We start from the raw sequence: 19,632 nt of genomic DNA, 5'->3' as shown, positions 1-19,632 counted from the left end.
TATGTACAATCAAATGTTTAATTTTGGTTAGATCTTGGGCTACTTAATACACCTTTTTTAATTAAGTATGACAGGAATTTAGTCAATAGTTGAACACTTACTGGCGGACAATTAATATTAGTCTCAACTAGCCCATTTAGGGTATTTTGGCAGTCAAATTTTAGGAGAGGCGAACTGGTATTTGCTTCTGGAGGTTTAGACCAGAAAGGTACGAGCGGATAGAGAGGATTATCTGGAGATTTGCCAACAATACTGTGTAATTCTTCGCGCCATTGTTCGTCTGAAACTTCTCGCAAGGGATAGCCATAAGAACGCACCCAGTTGACAATATCTTTAAATGGAGCAGGGTTGGGATTGACGATATGAAAAGCTTTTCCTAGTGATTCTTTTTGTCTGGATAAATGCGCGATCGCTTTACTAACAAAATCGACTGGAATCAAGTTCACCATTGCATCCCTCTGAGGAACACTACCCATTTGAATGCAGCCTTTGAGCATTCTAAAGGTATTATCGCTCTTGTTACCAACTCCAGTTTCGCTGTGCCAAACAATTCTTCCTGGGCGATAAATACAGACAGGTATGCCGCGATCGCGTGCAATATTAATTAACTTTTCTGCTACCCATTTACTCTTGGCATAGCCTGTTTCCATAACCTCATCGGGATTGATACTGTCATTTTCCCTAATTATCTTTACTCCAAAACCTTTCGCCGGAGAAATCGCGTTAGTTGTAGAAACAAAATGTACTGGCTTAAGTTTGCTTTGACTTGCCAAACGTAAAATCTCCTGAGTTCCTAAAACGTTGGCAGGTTTGAGTGCGGAGTAGGGATAAACAAAATTTACTAATGCGCCATTGTGATAGATGATATCTATCTGGTTTGCTAGTGATTGAAATTGCTCTGGGGAAAGCCCTAATAGTGGTTTAGATAATTCTCCCAAAACTGGGATAATTCTAGAACTAAAAGATTCCTGCCAAAGTTCGTAAGATTCCAAACTACTTTGAATCTTATTTTTAGCTGAATCATCACTATTAGCACGAACTAAGCAATAAATATCTGCTTGAGTTTGTGTTAAAAGTTCTTGAAGCAAGAAAGTACCTAAAAAGCCTGTTGCTCCAGTTAAAAAGATAGCAGTTGGCTCAGTTGTAGACCAAGTAAAGGTCGTTGCGGCACGAATAGCAGAATCTAAAACTGCTTCGGCATTGAGATCTAATTGGGAGGCAATAACTCGAACATTTCCTGTTGCTATAGTGCTGTCAATGCTGGCTGCTAATCCAGCTATAGTAGGAGTTTCAAACACCACACTTAAGGGTAAATCAATTTCAAAAGTATCTCGCACTCGGACAACTAACTGCGTCATCAGTAAAGAATGTCCGCCTAACTCAAAGAAGTTATCTTCAACACTTACTCGCTGCAAACCTAAAAGTTCTGCCCAAATTCTTGCTAACACTTCCTCAATGGGAGTACGAGGAGATACAAAAGCTTGTTTCTCGCTTGGCGCTGGTGCTGGTAATGCTTGGCGATCTATTTTGCCGTTGGCAGTTAAGGGTAAAGATTTTAGCACTACAAAGGCAGAAGGAATCATGTAATCTGGTAACTTCGCTTTTAAGAAATCACGCAGAGATGATGTTGAATTTTGTAGAGATGTTGTATACAACGTCTCTACATTAGTAACGATGTAGGCAACTAAACGTTGATCTCCAGGGATATCTTCGCGCTGAATAACGATCGCCTGCGATACATCTGGATACTGGCTTAATACGGCGGCAATTTCTTCTAATTCAATGCGGTAGCCTCTAACTTTTACCTGATTGTCAGCACGTCCAAGAAATTCAATGTTGCTGTCTGGTAGGTAGCGGGCTAAATCGCCAGTTTTGTAGAGGCGATCGCCCCAACCCCCCTTTTTAAGGGGGGAAGTTTCAGAGTGATTGAAAAGATTAGGGATGAATTTTTCCCTAGTCAGTTCAGGGCGATTTAAATAACCACGCGCAACAGTTGTACCACCAATATATAGTTCGCCTTTAACACCGATGGGGACGGGTTGCAGATGTTTGTCTAGTAAATAAATCTGCGTATTGGCAATAGGGCGACCTAATGGAACTGTTGCTGATTGGCGATTATCACTGTCTTTATCTACTGTATAAGTCAGAACGCCAACAGTTGCTTCAGTGGGGCCATAGTGGTTAATAATGGTGCATTCAGGCGCTAACTGCTGGATTTTTTCAATTAATTTCCAGGGTACTGCTTCGCCTCCCAGAATTAATTTTTGTCGTGGCAGAATTGATTTGAATTGGGAAGAAGTAAGTAAGGTTTCTAGGTGAGAAGGAACAATTTTTAAACAGTCGATGGGGTGGTGATTAAAATAAGTTGCTAAGGCTTCAGGATCGGAAGCGCGTTCTTTGGCAACTATATGTAGACATCCACCTGTACAAAGTGCGGGGAAAATGGCGGTGTTGCCCAAATCGGCGGCAATGGTGGAAACACTGGCAAAACTTTCGCCTGGTGGGAGATGTAAGCGTTCAAGGATGCCATTAAGGTAATTGAGTAATTGTTGATGTTCGATCGCAACACCCTTCGGTTTTCCAGTTGAGCCAGATGTGTAGATGACGTAAGCTAAATTTTCGCACTTGACATCGTTTTGAGGATTTTCTGTGCTTTCGGTAGCAATGGTGTCCCAATCTTGATCTAAATAAATTACTTGGATGCTGCTTTCTTGTACAGACGTTGTATGGAATGTCTCTACAAATAATTCTTGTTGAGTTAACAAGATTGAAGTTTGGGCATCCTCTAATCTTAAATTTATATTCTCTGCTGGTAAGGCGGGATCTAGCGGTAGGTATGCGCCGCCAGCTTTGAGAATACCTAATAAACCAACAATAACTTCTAAGGAACGCTCTACACAAATTCCTACTAATACCTCTGGTTTAACTCCCAGTTTTTGTAGGTAATGAGCGAGTTGATTTGCACGCGCGTTTAGTTCAGCGTATGTTAATTTTTGGTCTTCAAATACAACTGCAATACTGTCAGGTCTGCGCTGTACTTGTTCCGCAAATAGCTGATGAAAGCATTTATCTGTGCGTTGCTGTAAAGATGTTGGATGTAATGTCTCTACATTGTTGAATTCGAGCAGTAGTTGGTGAAAGTGGCGATCGCTCAATACCCCTAACTTACTAATCTCACTTTCTGGATTAGCGATCGCACTTTCTAATAAAGTTTGAAAATGCTCGGCTAATCGTTTGATATCTTCAACACTATACAAGTTAGCATCATAGTCAAAAGCAGCAGCTAAACTATCTTCTTGCTGGATACAGGAAAGCCTAACTTTAAAACGGTCAGTGCAAGCAAACTGCTTATAAATTGAGAATGTAATGTTATCAGCAGAATACTTTGCTGTTTCCGCTTGGAACTCAAAGCTAAAAGGTAAGTAAACTGAATCAGGATTAATATTCTGCGACTCAGCCAAAATTTGCCATGAAAAATATTCTTGCCATTCCTCTACTTCTTGTACTGATTTACTAATTTCTTGCAATACCTGTCTGAATGATAAACTTTCTTCTAAATTCGCAGACAGGGGTAAATATTTAGTTAGTAGTCCAATTACTGTTGCTAATTCTTCATATTTGCGACCATTCGCAGCCATACCGATAACCAGGTTAGATTGATCAGTGAATCTCCACAATAAAACTTGCCAGCAAGTGAGTAAAAAATTAGCAATTGATAAATCGTATTTTTGTGCGATCGCTTCTATTTGTCTGATCAAGCTAGAATCAATCTTGAACTCATAAGAACCAACCTGGAACTTATGAGAATCTGCCAGCAATTTATTTTCAAAAGGCAAGCTTAATTCTAGTAATGCAGACAAATTATATTTTGCCCAATATTTTTGACCTAATTCTGCGTCTGCATCTTCTAATAATTCATTCTGCCATTCAGAAAATTGTAAATATTGTACTATTTCTTCATCGGGTAGTTCTATCCCTTGGCAACAAGCTTTATAACACTGACTAATTTCCTGAACTAAAATTTTAATCGTATAGCTATCAGCACAAAGAGCAGGTAAATTAACTAACAGAATATGCTGGTTAGCTGAGAGATTAATTAATGAAGAATGTAATACTAAACCTTGTTCAAAGTTACTGGATATTAACCTTGCTTCCATAAGCAAAGATTCAACTTGATTGAATTGTGCTTGCGAGTCGCGATGGCTTTGCCAGCATCCTTTGGCGGCATCGCTTAAATCAACTTCTTGCCAAGATAGTGATTTTTTTTCATTGATAACCTGTACAGGTGTTTTAAATCCTGTAGGTTTTAAAAAATCAGTACGGAGGATATCCTGACGGCTGATAACTTGTTCTAAAGCTGATTTAAGGATATCTTTTTTTAAATTACCTTCTAACAAAATACAAGCTTGAACACAGTACGCCAGACTATCTTGTTGTAAAGACCAAACCCGCTTTTGTTGAGGGGAAATACGAAAACCGTTAATTACTCTTTCTTGGACTTGCATGGGATTAATTCAACCTATTTTGCTTGTGTAGATAGATTTTTTGAGAACGCAGATTAAAACAGATGCACGCAGATAAACGCAGATATTTATATGTCATTTACACGCGGAAATCATATTATTACTTTTGCGATCTTTGCGATAAAAAACAAACTCATTCCTCACCCAAGACATCCTTACTATTAACAATTTCACCCATAGCTACAACAATCTTCCGCGCACCCACAAAAGAATTTCTTCCATGTGCAGTCAACATATTATCTAACATCAAAACATCCCCTTGCTGCCAAGGAAACTCAACCTTAGCTTGTTCATAAATCGCAGTTACTTCATCAATAACTGATTGCTCAATCGGAGAACCATCACCGTAATAAACATTACGAGGCAAATTTTCTTCACTAAATAAAGATAGGAGAGATTCACGCACTGATGCGTCTAAATAAGCAATGTGATGTAATTCAATCTGATTAAAAAATAGCCATTCGCCTGTTTTGGGATGTTTAGCGATCGCTTGCCGAATTTCTTTTGTTTTTAAACCGCCATCGGCTTTCCATTCCAATTCAATACCGTTCTGATTACAAAAGTTTTCAACTGCTGATTTATCATGGGTATGAAAGAAATCTTGCCAACTTACATCTAATCCGTTAGTGTAATTCCGAACATACATTAAGCCTTTTTCGGCAAATTTATCTCTAATTTTATGGTCGAGTAGTTGATAAATCTTGCGGCAATCAACTATTGGCGTTTCTCCCCGTTCCTGCGCTGGTTGTACACAGTAAAACCAAATTTTCATTGGCCATTTGTGCATATGTGAGCTTTCATTATGAAATAAAATTGCTTTATCTGCTGGATAAGGAGTAGAACCGTAAACTTTACCACCTAATTCTTCGCGGGGTAAGTCGCCATATTCAGCGAATAATTCTGAGCAAATAGCTTGAGCAAAGTTTTCAAAATCTGTAACTGAATTGGTGTTAAATCCTCGAAATAAAATTGCACCCTGCTTTAATAATTCTCCCTCAATAAATAGACGATTGTTTTTTGCCCAATCTATTAAATCAATCTCTGCTGCATTTGGTGTAATAACTAAAGGTAGTTTTTCTTCGGAATAAAAATATGCTGTTTTAATTAATTCTTCCTGCGGTAAAGTGACAACTTTGGGTTTAACAGATTTAAATTTTTTACGATTGGCTTCTTGTCGCTGTTGTTGTTCTTGTAGTTGTGTCATTTTTTCTGATTCCGTAATAATTTCTAAGGTATTGATTTTGGCATCAGGTTGAGCAGAAATGCTGGCTAACAAAGTTTCAAAATATTGGGACAGACGAGAAATTGTGCTGCACTCAAATAAGTCTGTGTTGTATTTCCAAGTGCCGATGATTCCCGTTTCTGTTTCTTCAGCAAATAAAACTAAATCAAACTTAGCTGTTTCGTTACCGACTTCTAGGGGAGTTAACGTTATGCCTGGAAGATCTAAAGCGGGCATCGGTGTATTTTGCAATACAAATAACACCTGAAATAGCGGCGCTTGGCTCGATTTTCGTTCAGGCTGTAGCAATACTAGCTTATTGAAGGGTAAATCTTGATGTGCATAGGCTCCCAATGATTTCTCGCGTACTTGTTGTAGTAACTCTCTAAAGGTAGGATTGCTACTTAAGTCGCTGCGTAATATTAAAATGTTGATAAAAAAGCCAATTAATGGTTCAATTTCTGCGCGATTCCGATTAGCAACATCAGTAGCGATCGCAATGTCATCTGCGCCAGTATAGCGGTGTAACAGCGTGTTTAAAGCTGCCAACAAGGTCATAAATAAGGTGGCATTTTCCTGGCGGCTTAAAGTATTGAGTTTGGCTGTTAAGTCAGCAGATAAAGTGAAAGAGTGAGTAGCAGCTTGGAATGTAGGAAGAGGTTTTGTTGGCAGTTGTTCAGGGAATTTGAGAACAGGTAATTTACTGCCTAATTGTTGTTTCCAATAATCCAATTGTTCTTGTAGGGGAGAACGACCATTTTTTGTGATAGTTTCCAGCCAATTTCGCTGCCAAACAGCAAAATCAGCGTATTGGATCGGTAATTCTGTTAAAGGTGAAGGTTTACCAGCAGAAAAAGAGGTATAGAGTACTGCTAATTCTTGAACTAATACACCTATTGACCAGCGATCGCTAATAATATGGTGCATAGTAAATAGCACTGCATATTCTGTTTCGCCTAACCCAATTAAGGTTACTCGCAGCAAAGGTGCTTGAGTTAAATCAAAAGGACGTTGTGCTTCTGCTGTTGCTAATTGCTGAAGCTTTTGTTCTTGTTCAGTTGCAGGTAAATTTTGTAAATTTACTACGGGTAAGCTGACAGTTAATGTTTCAGCAATAATTTGAACTGGTTCTTCTTGAACAACATTAAAACTGGTTCTTAAAACTTCGTGGCGTTTGATAATCTCGTTGAGGCTTTGTTCCAATGCTGCTATATTCAACACCCCTTGAAGGCGTACAGCAGACGGAATGTTATAAGCAGGGTCGCCAGGTGTTAATTGATCTAAGAACCATAAACGTTCTTGGGCAAATGATAGAGGTAATTTACTTTGGCGGGAAATGCGCTTAATGGGCGGAATTTGATGTTTTTGAGCGTTGTTATTGAGAATGCGTTGGCTACGCCCGCCGCCTTTTACGGCATCGCCTAAACCAGCTATAGTAGGCGACTCGAACAAGTAGCGTAAAGGTAATTCCACACCAAAAGCTTCCCGCAGGCGAGAAATAACCTGAGTTGCGAGGAGAGAATGTCCGCCCAAATCAAAGAAGTTATCATCAATGCTTACTTGCTGGATTCCTAGCACTTGCATCCAGATGTCAGCAATTATCTCTTCAGTAGGATTGCGAGGAGCAACAAAATTACTGTCTAAATTGTGTCTAGAGGTATCGGGTGCGGGTAGGGCGCGGCGGTCAATTTTACCATTAGTATTTACAGGAATTGCTTCGAGCAGCACAAAGGCTGAAGGAATCATATATTCCGGTAATTTTTCCTTGAGGAATCCACGTAGAGAATTTGTATGCAACGTCTCTACATTGGGGATAATGTAAGCAACAATGCGCTTATCACCTGGGTTGTCCTCTCTCGCAATCACAACTACTTGTTTAACTTCTGGGTGTTGACTGAGTACCGCTTCAATTTCACCTAGTTCGATGCGGAAACCGCGAATTTTTACTTGATGGTCGATGCGTCCAAAAAATTCAATTGTTCCGTCTGGAAGGTATCGGGCTAAATCACCAGTTTTGTATAAGTAGGAACCTAACCCCCCAGCCCACTTCCCTAGAAGGGAAGGGGGAGTTATATTCCCCTCTCCTTGCAGGGGAGAGGTCAAAAATGGATTACTAATAAATTTTTCTGCCGTTAATTCTGGTCGATTGAGATAACCTCTAGACAAACCAGCACCGCCAATATGCAATTCTCCAAGTACGCCTACAGGGACGGGTTGTAAATTGGCATCAAGAATATAAAGCTGAGTATTGGGTAAAGGGCGACCAATAGAAATTGCACCTTCTTTTGACTCTACAAATTGAACTTCATTAATTGCTGCCCATACTGTTGCTTCTGTAGGGCCATAAAAATTCCACAGGGGAATGTTCCATTGCAGTAACTCGCTAGCTAAGTCTGCGGGTAAAGCTTCGCCACCGCAACAAATTATTCGCAAATTGCAATTTTCCCCACTATTTTGGTAAGGAATTAGTTGGCGGATAGCCGAAGGAGTTTGATTGAGAACTGTAACCTGTTCTTGGCACAATAACTTGTAAAGTTCTGCTGGCGAGTTAGTTAACTTTTGGGGAACGATGACAAGTTTGCTGCCATTAACTAAAGCACCCCAAATTTCCCAGACCGAGAAATCGAAAGCATAGGAATGGAAAACTGTCCAAACATCAGTTTCCTCAAAGTTAAATATCGGGCGAGTACTAACAAACAGATGCACCACGCTGTGATGTTTAACTTGAACACCTTTGGGTTTACCTGTAGAACCAGATGTATAGATGATATAAGCGAGGTTATCGGGCGTTACTTCGTTAACAGGATTGTCTACACTTTCTTGGGAAATTTTGTCCCAGTCTGCATCTAAATAAACTGTTTCCAACCCATCCGTCTTTATATCTAAAGGTTTCTGGGTAAGCAATACCTGAACCTGTGCATCCTCCAGCATGAATTGCAAACGCTCATTGGCATAAGCTGGATCGAGAGGTACATAAGCGCCACCTGCTTTGAGAATGCCGAGCAATCCGATTACCATATCGAAGGAACGCTCTACACAAATACCTACAGGTATTTCTGGTTTTACGCCTAACTTTTTCAGGTAATGTGCCAGTTGGTTAGCGCGTTGATTTAGTTCTTTATATGTAATTTCTTGGTCAGCAAATACTACAGCAATCTTTTCAGGGGATTTTTTTGCTTGCTGTTCAATTAACTGATGTAAGCATTGATTTTCGGAATAATTTGTTTGCGTGTTATTCCAATCTACTAATATTTGTTGCTGTTCTGTAGCTGTCAGTAACGGTAATGTAGCAATAGGGCAATCGGGATTAGCAACAATGCTTTCTAGCAATGTTTGAAAATGTCCTGCCATGCGCTGTATTGTGCTGACCTCAAACAAATCTGTGCTGTATTCAAATACACCGCTAATGCCGTCAGCTTCTTCCCACAAGTCTAGTGATAAATCAAACCGCGATGTTTTGCGTTCTAATTCTTCAGGCGTGAGAGTAACTTCGGGTAGTTCTAAAGTTGGCATTGCGATGTTACGCAGACCAAACAATACCTGAAAGATTGGGTTATGGCTGAGGTTCCGATGTGGATGCAGAACTTCAACTAGCTTTTCAAAGGGTAAATCTTGATGTTGGTATGCGCCTAAAGCTGTTTCTCGGACTCGCACTAATAAGTCTTTAAATGTGGGTGTACCAGATAAATCGGTACGCATTACCAATGTGTTAGTAAATAATCCAATTAATTTTTCGATTTCTTGGCGCTGACGGTTAGCAATGGGAGTACCGACTAAAATATCTTCTTGCCCTGTGTAGCGGTAAAGCAAAATATTAAAAGCTGCCAGCAGTGCCATAAATAAAGTTGCACCCTGTCGCTGACTTAATTCTGTTAGTGCTTGAGTGAGTTTTGGGGGTAGAACAAACTTTTCTACCGCACCTTGGAAAGTTTGCACTGCTGGACGTGCGCGATCGCTCGGTAAATTTAAAATAGGAAGGTCGCCACCCAGTTGCTTTGTCCAGTATTCTAGTTGATTTTCTAATTCTTTTCCTTGTAACCACTGGCGCTGCCAAACGGCAAAATCAGCGTATTGGATATTTAATTCAGGTAGGGGCGTAGAGACGTTAGATGAAACTTCTTGATGAGCAAATGCAGTATATAACGTTGCTAATTCTTGAATAAGTATCCCCGCAGACCAGCCATCAGAGATGATGTGGTGCATACAGAATACTAATAAATATTCTGATTCATTTAGATGTAGTAAGCTGACTCGCAATAAAGACCCTTCCTGCAAATTGAAGGGGCGTTCTGCTTCTCGATTAACGAATAACTGTACTTCCTCCTCACGGCGACTTTCAGGTATTTCCCTTAAATCAATTACGGGAATAGTTAATTTCAGGCTAGGAGCAATAATTTGTGCAGGTTTCCCATCGACTAATTTAAAATTTGTGCGTAATATTTCGTGCCGTCTGATAATTTCGTTGAGGCTTTGTTCGAGGGCGATCGCATTCAATTTTCCAGTGACACGACCCACTGAACAAATATTATATGTTGGGTTACCAGGATCTAATTGGTCAAAAAACCACAACCTTTGTTGAGCAAAAGATAAAGGAAAACAGTTAGAATTACGGCTTTGGCGAGTAATTTTTATTGGGTTGATATTTTCTGTTTTTTGATTCAGACGTTGTAATAATAAGGCACGTTTTTCGGGAGAAAGTTCAGCAATACGATTTATTAGGCTACTCATTAGTTAATCCCTCCATTAGCGAGTAATTTTTGAACTTCCACCTCGGAAAGTTGTTCTAGTTCTGCGACCATTTCAGCCATCATTTTTTCATCTGCTTGTTCAGATAATTTGTGAGCAATTACTACAGCTAAATCTGCGAATGTAGGTGATTCAAATATATGATGTAAAGGTAAATCAATTTGAAAGGCTTGGCGCAGGCGAGAAATCACTTTAGTAGCCAGTAATGAATGTCCCCCCAACTCAAAAAAATTGTGGTAAATTCCGATTTTTTCAATTTTTAAAACTTCTGCCCAAATACTAGCTAAAGTTTCCTCAACTGGATTTCGAGGCGCAACAAAAGTATCTGTTAAAATGACTTGATCTGGTGCTGGCAGTGCTTGCCTATCTATTTTGCCGTTAGCTGTTAAAGGTAAAGCTTTTAGCTGCACAAAAGCCGACGGAATCATGTAATCAGGCAGTTTTTGTTGCAAAATTTCCCGCATTGAGTTTGTATGCAGCGTCTCTACTCTTGGGACAATGTAAGCAACAATGCGTTTTTCTCCAGGTACGTCTTCTCGTGCAATTACTACTACTTGTTTGATATCTGGATGCTGTCTAATTGTTGCTTCAATTTCACCTAACTCAATACGAAAACCTCGAATCTTAATTTGATTGTCAATTCTGCCTAAAAATTCAATATTTCCATCGGGTAAATAACGGGCTGCATCTCCGGTTTTATAAATGCGGGCATTGGTGCGATCGCTAAATGGATTTACAATGAATTTTTCTGCTGTTATTTCTGGTTGATTTAGATATCCTCGCGCTAAACTATCGCCACCAATGTAAAGTTCTCCTGTAACACCTATTGGTACAGGTCGCAGGTGAGAATCGAGGATATAAATTTGAGTATTCCCTATAGGGCGACCTATGGGAACGGTCTCAGAAATATAACGTAGGTTATTATCGCCAACTTGATAAGTGAGTACCCCTACGGTGGATTCTGTTGGCCCATAGTGATTAATAATGGGGCAATTGGGTGCGTATTCACGAATGCGATCGATTAACTCCCAATTAGTAGCTTCACCACCTAAAACTAAACACTTACGAGGTAAAATTGATGCTGCTTTAGGAGAGGTTAATAAAGCTGCAAGATGAGAAGGGACAATTTTAAGGCAATCAATAGAATGATGCTCGAAATATGCTGCTAGTGTTTCAGGATCGGAGGCTACGTTTTGGGAAATTATATGTAAGCAACTACCTGTAGATAAAGCGGGGAAAATAGCCGTATTTCCTAAGTCGGCGGCAAAGGTCGAAACCATTGCAAAGCTAGAACCAACAGCTAAATCTAACCTTGGCAGGATGCCATATAGGTAATTAAGTATTTGCTGATGTTCGACTGCAACTCCCTTCGGTTTACCAGTAGAACCAGATGTATAAATTACATAAGCTAAATTTCCTGTTGCCGCTATACTGCTGCAATTTTGATGGCTTTCTTGAGCAATTTTCTCCCAGTCTGTATCTAGGCAGATGGTATTAGGAGTGCGTAGGCGCAGTCCGCCGCAGGCATCGCCTAATTTATTTACTAAATGCTGTTGCGTTAATAATACTGGCGTTTGTGCATCCTGCAACATCAGTTTTAAACGTTCCGTTGGCATTGTTGCATCAAGCGGTAAATATGCACCGCCAGCTTTGAGAATGCCTAGTATTGCAATGACTATTTCCAGGGAACGTTCAAGGCAAATTCCTACAATTACCTCTGGTTTAATTTCTAGTTTTTGTAAGTAATTCGCTAACTGATTAACTTTTTCATTAAGTTCTTTATATGTTAATTGCTGATTTTCAAATACAACAGCAATTTTATCTGGTGTACGTGCTGCTTGTTCTTCAAATAACTGGTGAATACATTTATCCCCAGGATAATCGGCGGATGTATTATTAAAATCGGTTAATAGTTGTTGACGAGTAGCATCTTTTAATAACTCTAACTCACCGATAGTTAATTCTGGATTACTAACAGCACTGATTAATAAGGTTTCAAAATATTCTGCTATCCCTTTGATATCAATTAAATCATACAAGCTGGCATCATAATAAAATTGGAGATGTATTTCATTATTTTTTTGCAGGCATGACAGTTTGATTTTAAATTTGGTAATGCAGGAGTAATGTTTATATATTGAAAACGAAACGCCCGCATTACAAGATTGATTATCTACTTGCTTAAACTCAAAACAAATGGGCAAAAATGGTAATGTTTCTTCTGACTTAAAGATGAAATCATCCCATTGAAAATATTCTTGCCATTTACACGCGTCACTATCCGCTTGATGAACTTGTTGTAATAGTTGACTAAAGGGTAATTGTTCGTCTAACTGACACTGAAGCGGCACATATTTAGATAATAAACCTAAAGCTGGCTCTAATTCCTCATATTTCCTACCATTACAAGCGATTCCTACAACTAAATCTGATTGTGCCGTTAATTTCCAGATTAATACTTGCCAACAAGCTAACAAAAAAGTTTTATATGATATCCCATGACTTTCGGCTAAAGCGGCTAAATCCTTAGATATAGTTGGACTCAGCTTTAAGCCTAACAACTTTGGCTCAAACTCTAAATTAAGCTTAGTTTTGCGCTCAAAAAACAGATGAATATTGCTTAAATTACTAAGGTTAACTTTCTGCCAATATTCTTTACCTTGTGCTGTATTTTCGGATAGTAACTCATATTGCCATTCAGCAATATCAGCATATTGAAGTGGTTCTTCATCAATCTCTTTGCCTAATAAAGTTGCTGAATAACAATTGTTAATTTCTTCAACTAAATTAACCAGTGTAGTTTTATCAGCATTCATCGCCGATAAGCTTAATAATAATATATGCTTGTCTGCTGACCAAGTTACTAGAGCAGCAGACAAAGTTGAGCCTTTTTCTAAATCCAAGGGCTGTCGGATCATTTCCTGAAAAATAAAATCAGTTTTACTTTCTTGAATTTCTAGTTCTAAATTAGTTAAATCATGTTCATCAATCTCAAGGGGACAATAATCATTAATCACTTGTAACGGGATTGTCATCCCAGGTAAGCACTTAAAATTAGTGCGAAGAATTTCATGGATATTAACTACCTTTTGTAAAGCTAGATTTAAAGCTTCTTTATTAAGATTTCCTTCAATCAGAATCCCAGCTTGTACGCGATAAGGTATGCCTTCAGTTAGTTGTTGTAATGTCCACAAACGTTTTTGTTGTGGGGAAAGTCTAAAGCCTTCTAATGTTTCATTTGACATCTCTAAAATTTATTCCTTCTTTAACTTACACTCAACAACCAAAAGTCAGAACTGATTAGCTTATAAAAGGTTCAGCCATTCCTACTACAATTTTTCGTGTACCTGAAAATGGCATTCTTCCATGCGTAGCTAACATATTGTCTAATAACAATACATCTCCTTCTTTCCAAGGAAAGATGATGGTTTCTTCCTGATAAACTTGACGAATTTCTTCTAATACATCATCTGGGATTGGAGTACCATCGCCGTAATAAGCATTACGCGGTAAATCTTCTGATTTAAATGAGGATAAAAGCTCTTGACGAATGCTTGGTTTTAAACTGGAAATATGAAATAGATGTGCTTGATTAAACCACACCATTTGTGATGTTTTTGGATGTTGAGCAACTGCTTGACAAACTTGGCTTGTTCTTAAGCCGTCATGTTTCCATTCAAACTCAATGCCTGATTTCTGGCAATAATTTTCGACTTCAGATTTATTATCTGTGTTAAAAACATTTTGCCAAGGTAAATCTATTCCCCCTCCATAGTTTCGCACATACATGACACCTTTTTCTATAAATTCATCTCTAATTTTTTTAGAAATGCGGTTAAATACTTTATTGCTATCAGCTATTGGTGTTTCTCCACCATATTGAGATTTTTTGACACAATGAAAAGCTATTTTCATGGGCCAGTTAAGAGAGTATGACATCTCGTTATGTTGCGGGATGATTTGATCGGCTGGATATTCTGTTGAGGTGTAGATATTGCCGCTAACTTGACTACGTGGGGTTGAGCGAAAAGAGTATTCTAGTAATTTGCCAGCAATAGTTTTGATAAATTCTTCAAAGCAGCTTACTCCATCAATTTTAAAGTTACGAAGTACTATGCCTCCATGCCATAACAGTTGTGAACTAATAAATTGCTGATTGTATTCAGCCCAAGTTACTAAATTTAACCCTTCTATAGTTGGTTCAACTACTAAAGGTAGTAATTTACCAGGGTTGAGATATTCTGTGGTGATTAAGGATTCGTGGGAGACACTAACAGCTTTGCGACGGCTGATGTTTCCTAATTTGCTTTTTCCGATTTCTAGATTTGCCATGATTTGTTTGTTTGGTTAATTAAGTAGATTTATTGCAAGAATTCTAGTTTGTTAGAACGCAGATGAAAGCAGATGCACGCAGATAAACGCAGATGATTTTTTGAGATAATTGTGCTTTGTTCAGCAGTTTAGCTGTGGATTGCTTTGCGCTTGATGCTTTTTAGTTTTTGAATGTTAGCAGTTTGCATTTCTTGTTCTTGGCTAAGTTGTTGTTGTTTGTCAGTTTCAGCGATAATTGTTGCTAATTCAGATAACTTGCTATTGGGCTGTGCTACTACGTGGTGTAAAAGGGTTTGAAAAGATTGTGCTATTCGAGCGATTGTCGCTTGATTAAATAAGTCGGTTTTGTACTCGAATGTGCAGTGTAAACCTTCTGTAATTTCAAAAACATTTAAAAGTAAATCATGCCTTGCTGTTGTGGTTTCAATATCTAGCAAACTCATTGTTAAGCCTGCGAGTTCTAAGGGTGGAGTGGGGGTATTTTGAAGTACAAACCAGGCATGATATAGAGAAGTTTGACCGATTTTGCGTTCTGGTTGCAGTGCTTCTACTAACTTATCGAAAGGTAAATCTTGATGGGCGTATGCACCTAAAGTAACTTGACGCGATCGCACCAGTAATTCTTTAAAGCTAGGATTGCCCGATAAATCTCCCCGCAATACTAAGGTATTGATCAAGAAACCGATGAGTTTCTCTAGTTCAACTTGATTTCGGTTAACAATTGGCGAACCAATTCTGATATCTTCTTGCCCCGTATAGCAGTAGAGTAATGTTTGATAAGCTGCCAGTAAAGTCATAAATAAAGTAACTCCAGACTGGCGACTTAGTTGTGCGATCGCTTCTGTTAAATCTTTTGGCAGTACAAAGGATAACTTTGCCCCTTGGTTACTTGGAACAGTTGAACGCGAACGACTATTAGGGAATTCTAAAGGCAGACAATTCTGCCCTAATTGTTGTTTCCAGTAATCTAATTGCGTTTGTAAAACATCCCCTTGCAACCACTGACGCTGCCAAATCGCAAAATCTGCATATTGGATAGGTAATTCTGGCAGGATTGTAGAGAAGTTGTCTGCAACGTCTTTACTAGCAAATACTTTATATAGTGTTGCCAATTCTTCTAGAAATACCCCCAACGACCAAGCATCAGAAATAATGTGGTGCATTGTGAGGATAAAAATGTGTGATTGCGCGTCCAAACGCACCAAACTAAATCGCAGTAAAGGGCATTTTGTTAAGTCAAAAAATTGTTCTGCATCTTGTTTAGCTAACCATCGCGCCTTATCTTCCCGTTCTGATGCAGGAATGTCGCTTAAATCAATAACTGGTAAGCCCACACCCTGAAGGGTGGGGCTATACGAACTAAGCCTGCCTACGCAGGCTTGATAGCCTGTGGGCATTTTTTCAATTACCTGCACAGGTTGACCATCTACATCTACAAATCTGGTGCGTAAAGCTTCGTGACGGCGAATAATTTCCGATAAACTTCGCTCTAATGCCGCAATATTCAACGAACCTGTTAATTTAACTGCGCTGGAAATATTGTATTCAGGACTATTAGAAGTTAGTTGCTGCAAAAACCAGAGCCGTTGCTGACTAAAAGAAAGCGGTGAATTTTCAGTTCGGGGTACAACTGCTAAAGGTGGAATTTCTAATTGTTTTTTACCTTTAATTTCCGTTTGAATACGTTGAGTTAGTGCTGCGACAGTTGGTGATTCAAACAGCCAGGATAAAGGAATCTCAATTTGGAAAGCTTCACGCAAGCGAGAAATAACTTTAGTTGCTATTAAAGAATGTCCTCCTAACTCGAAAAAGTTATCGTAAATGCCAACTTGTTTAAGTCCAAGTATTTGCGCCCAAATTGAACTAACAATTTCTTCTGTTTGAGTACGAGGTGTAACTAAGCCGCGCCCTAATTCAGAGATAGCGTTATCTGGTGCGGGTAATGCCTTGCGATCAATTTTGCCATTGGGCGTTAGCGGCAGTTTTTCTAATACCACAAAGCTTGAAGGAATCATATAACTGGGTAATTTATCTTGTAACCAGTTACGCAATTCGCTAGAAATAGTATTTTCTGGAGACGCAACATGGGGAATAATGTATGCTGCTAAATATTTATCTCCAGAATTATCTTCTTTAGCTACAATTACAGCTTGTTGAACTAGCGGATACTGACTGATAATTGCCTCAATTTCTCCTAATTCGATGCGGAAGCCGCGTACTTTTACTTGATCATCTATACGCCCAAAGTATTCGATGTTGCCATCGGGAAGATAGCGGGCTAAATCACCCGTTTGGTAGATGCTATTACCCTCGATAAATGGATTAGCAATAAATCTTTCTGTCGTCAGTTCTGGTCGGTTTAAATAACCTCTAGATAAACCCGCACCACCTATATATAATTCCCCTGCTACACCAACAGGAACAGGTTGCAAATTTCGATCTAATAAATAAATTTGAGTATTAGCAATTGGACGACCGATGAAAACTAAGTTATTTGGCTCTTTAACTTGATAGATGGTAGACCAAATTGTAGTTTCGGTAGGGCCATACAAATTCCACAAGCAAGCACTTTTATTGAGCAGTTCGTTAGCTAGTTGTTGCGGTAAGGCTTCCCCACCACAAAGAATTTTTAGTTTTTGGTTTCCCTGCCATCCTGCTGTTAATAGCATTCGCCAAGTTGCAGGCGTAGCTTGCATTATCGTTGCGCTAGATTCGTGAATTTTTGCTATCAATTTATTACCATCTATTGCTACTTCCCTGCTAGCAATCACAACACAAGAACCACTGGTAACTGGTAAAAATAGCTCTAATCCAGCAATATCAAAAGATAAGGAAGTTACTGCTAATAAAACATCTGTTTCATTAATTTCTAACTGCTGGTGCATTGAACATAAGAAATTAACCGCCGAGGCATGGCAAATTTGTACACCTTTGGGTTTTCCTGTGGAACCAGAAGTATAGATAACGTAAGCTAAATTGTTACTGTTTACCTGACTCATAGGTTGCTGCTGACTAGATTGGAAAATCATTTCCCAATCTCTATCAATACAAACTAATTTAATATGGCTTTTTCGTAGAGACTTTGCATCCAGTGTCTCTACAATATCTTGCTGTGTTAAAAGTACTGACACCTGAGCATCTTCTAACATGAAAGCTAGGCGCTCTTGGGGATAGGCAGGATCGAGAGGTAAGTATGCTGCACCAGATTTAAGAATGCCTAGAAGTGCAACAAGCATTTCGAGGGATCTTTCTACACAAATCGCTACTAAACTATCTGGTTGGACACCTAACGATTGCAAATAATTCGCTACTTGATTCGCACGAATATTTAATTCTTGATAAGTGAGTTGTTGATCTTCAAACACCGCAGCTACAGCATTTGGTGTTTTTTCTACCTGTGCCTCAAATAGCTGATGAATACATATTTTGGGATAATCGGTCTCAGTGGCGTTCCACTCAATTAACAACTGATGGCGTTCTGCATCTGTCAAAAGTGGCAATTTATCAAGACACTGGTGAGGATTAACCGCTATACCTTCCAGTAAAGTTTGGATATGCCCTAACATTCGCGTAATAGTAGCGGCATCAAAGCGGCGAGTATCATAAGCGATTTTCAGCAGCAACTCTGAATCTGGTACGGCAATTACTGTTAGCGGATAATTTGTTTTTTCAAACATCCGCACATTTTGAATTTCTAAATTCGCAATTGGCTGTTGTAAAGAAGACTCTAGGGGGTAATTTTCAAAAACTAACAGACTTTCAAACAGAGGAACACCGCGAGGTACTTCAGACCAACCTTGAATCTCTAGTAGCGGCGTATATTCATACTGTCGCGCCTCGGTTTGTTGCGCTTGGAGTTGTTGTAACCAAGGAATTAAAGCATCTTCACCCTGGACTCCTACCCGTACTGGTAGCGTGTTGATGAATAATCCCATCATTGCGTCTGCACCTAGCAATGTTGGTGGACGACCAGATACGGTAGTGCCAAAAACGATATCTTTCTCACCGCTATAGCGACTCAACAACAACGCCCAAGCACCCTGTACTAAGGTATTAAGGGTGAGTTGGTTTTGTCGTGTTAAAGCTTGTAGTGCAGATGTAGCGGTTGCCGATAGTTGGATTTGCTGTGCGTCATACTTTTCGCCCCCGCTACCTACAGACATCTCAACAGATAAAGGAGTCGGTGCAGTAAAATTCTTAAGTTTCTCCCGCCAAAAACATTCCGCTTCTCCTAATTTCTGCTGTTGTAGCCAAACAATGTAATCCCGATAAGGACGGGGACGAGGTAAAGATATTTGCTCACCTTTGCATAAAGCTGAGTAAGTAGTAAACACTTCTTGCAATAGTAAGGGAGTAGACCAACCATCTAATAACAAATGATGGTGACTCCAAATAAAGTAATAACTATCCTTTGCTACTTGGATTAAAGTTAGGCGCGTCAGAGGTGCTTTGTTGAGTTGAAAACCACTTTCTTCCTCTGCTTGCAAGAAATTCTCTAATTCTTGTTGCTGTTCTGTTGCAGATAAATCTTTCCAGTCAAATTGTTGCCAAGGTAACTGTATTTGGCGGTGTACAACTTGGACAGCTTCTTTAACACCTTCCCAAATAAAAGCGGTGCGTAAAATTGGGTGTCTGTCAATAACTTGCTGCCAAGTTTGTTTGAATAGTTCTAAATTGAGATTGCCGTTTAAAGTGCAGCTTAATTGTTCAAAATACACTCCAGAATTAGGAGCATAAATTGAGTGGAACAACATACCCTGCTGCATGGGTGAGAGGGGATAAAAATCTTCAATATTTTTCTTACTCATT

The 19,632-nt window shown here is 39.2% G+C and carries 5 protein-coding genes; all 5 read right to left on the bottom strand.

The window, feature by feature from the left end; translation table 11 throughout:
• Positions 1–17: 17 nt before the first annotated feature.
• A complete protein-coding gene (locus CRI9333_RS01395) occupies positions 18–4,505 on the bottom strand; it encodes a non-ribosomal peptide synthetase family protein (protein WP_015201413.1) in 4,488 nt (1,495 codons plus the stop codon).
• A 151-nt stretch (positions 4,506–4,656) separates the two neighbouring features.
• The gene (locus CRI9333_RS01390) at positions 4,657–10,473 is read right to left on the bottom strand and encodes a non-ribosomal peptide synthetase (RefSeq protein WP_015201412.1); all 5,817 of its coding nucleotides are present in this window, start codon (positions 10,471–10,473) and stop codon (positions 4,657–4,659) included.
• Positions 10,473–13,736 carry a non-ribosomal peptide synthetase gene (locus CRI9333_RS01385; protein ID WP_015201411.1) on the bottom strand — a complete coding sequence of 1,088 codons (3,264 nt, stop codon included), beginning with the start codon at positions 13,734–13,736 and terminating at the stop codon, positions 10,473–10,475. The genes CRI9333_RS01390 and CRI9333_RS01385 overlap by 1 nt, the downstream gene beginning before the upstream one ends.
• A gap of 55 nt (positions 13,737–13,791) precedes the next feature.
• Entirely contained in the window at positions 13,792–14,823 is a 1,032-nt protein-coding gene (locus tag CRI9333_RS01380) for a TauD/TfdA family dioxygenase (RefSeq protein WP_015201410.1), read from the bottom strand.
• Positions 14,824–14,951: 128 nt separating this feature from the next.
• The gene (locus CRI9333_RS01375) at positions 14,952–19,631 is read right to left on the bottom strand and encodes a non-ribosomal peptide synthetase (protein ID WP_015201409.1); all 4,680 of its coding nucleotides are present in this window, start codon (positions 19,629–19,631) and stop codon (positions 14,952–14,954) included.
• Between the last annotated feature and the right edge of the window lies 1 nt (position 19,632).

The sequence above is a fragment of the Crinalium epipsammum PCC 9333 genome, from assembly GCF_000317495.1.
GTDB classification, from domain to species: domain Bacteria; phylum Cyanobacteriota; class Cyanobacteriia; order Cyanobacteriales; family PCC-9333; genus Crinalium; species Crinalium epipsammum.
This window is presented reverse-complemented; position numbering and strand designations above follow the sequence as displayed.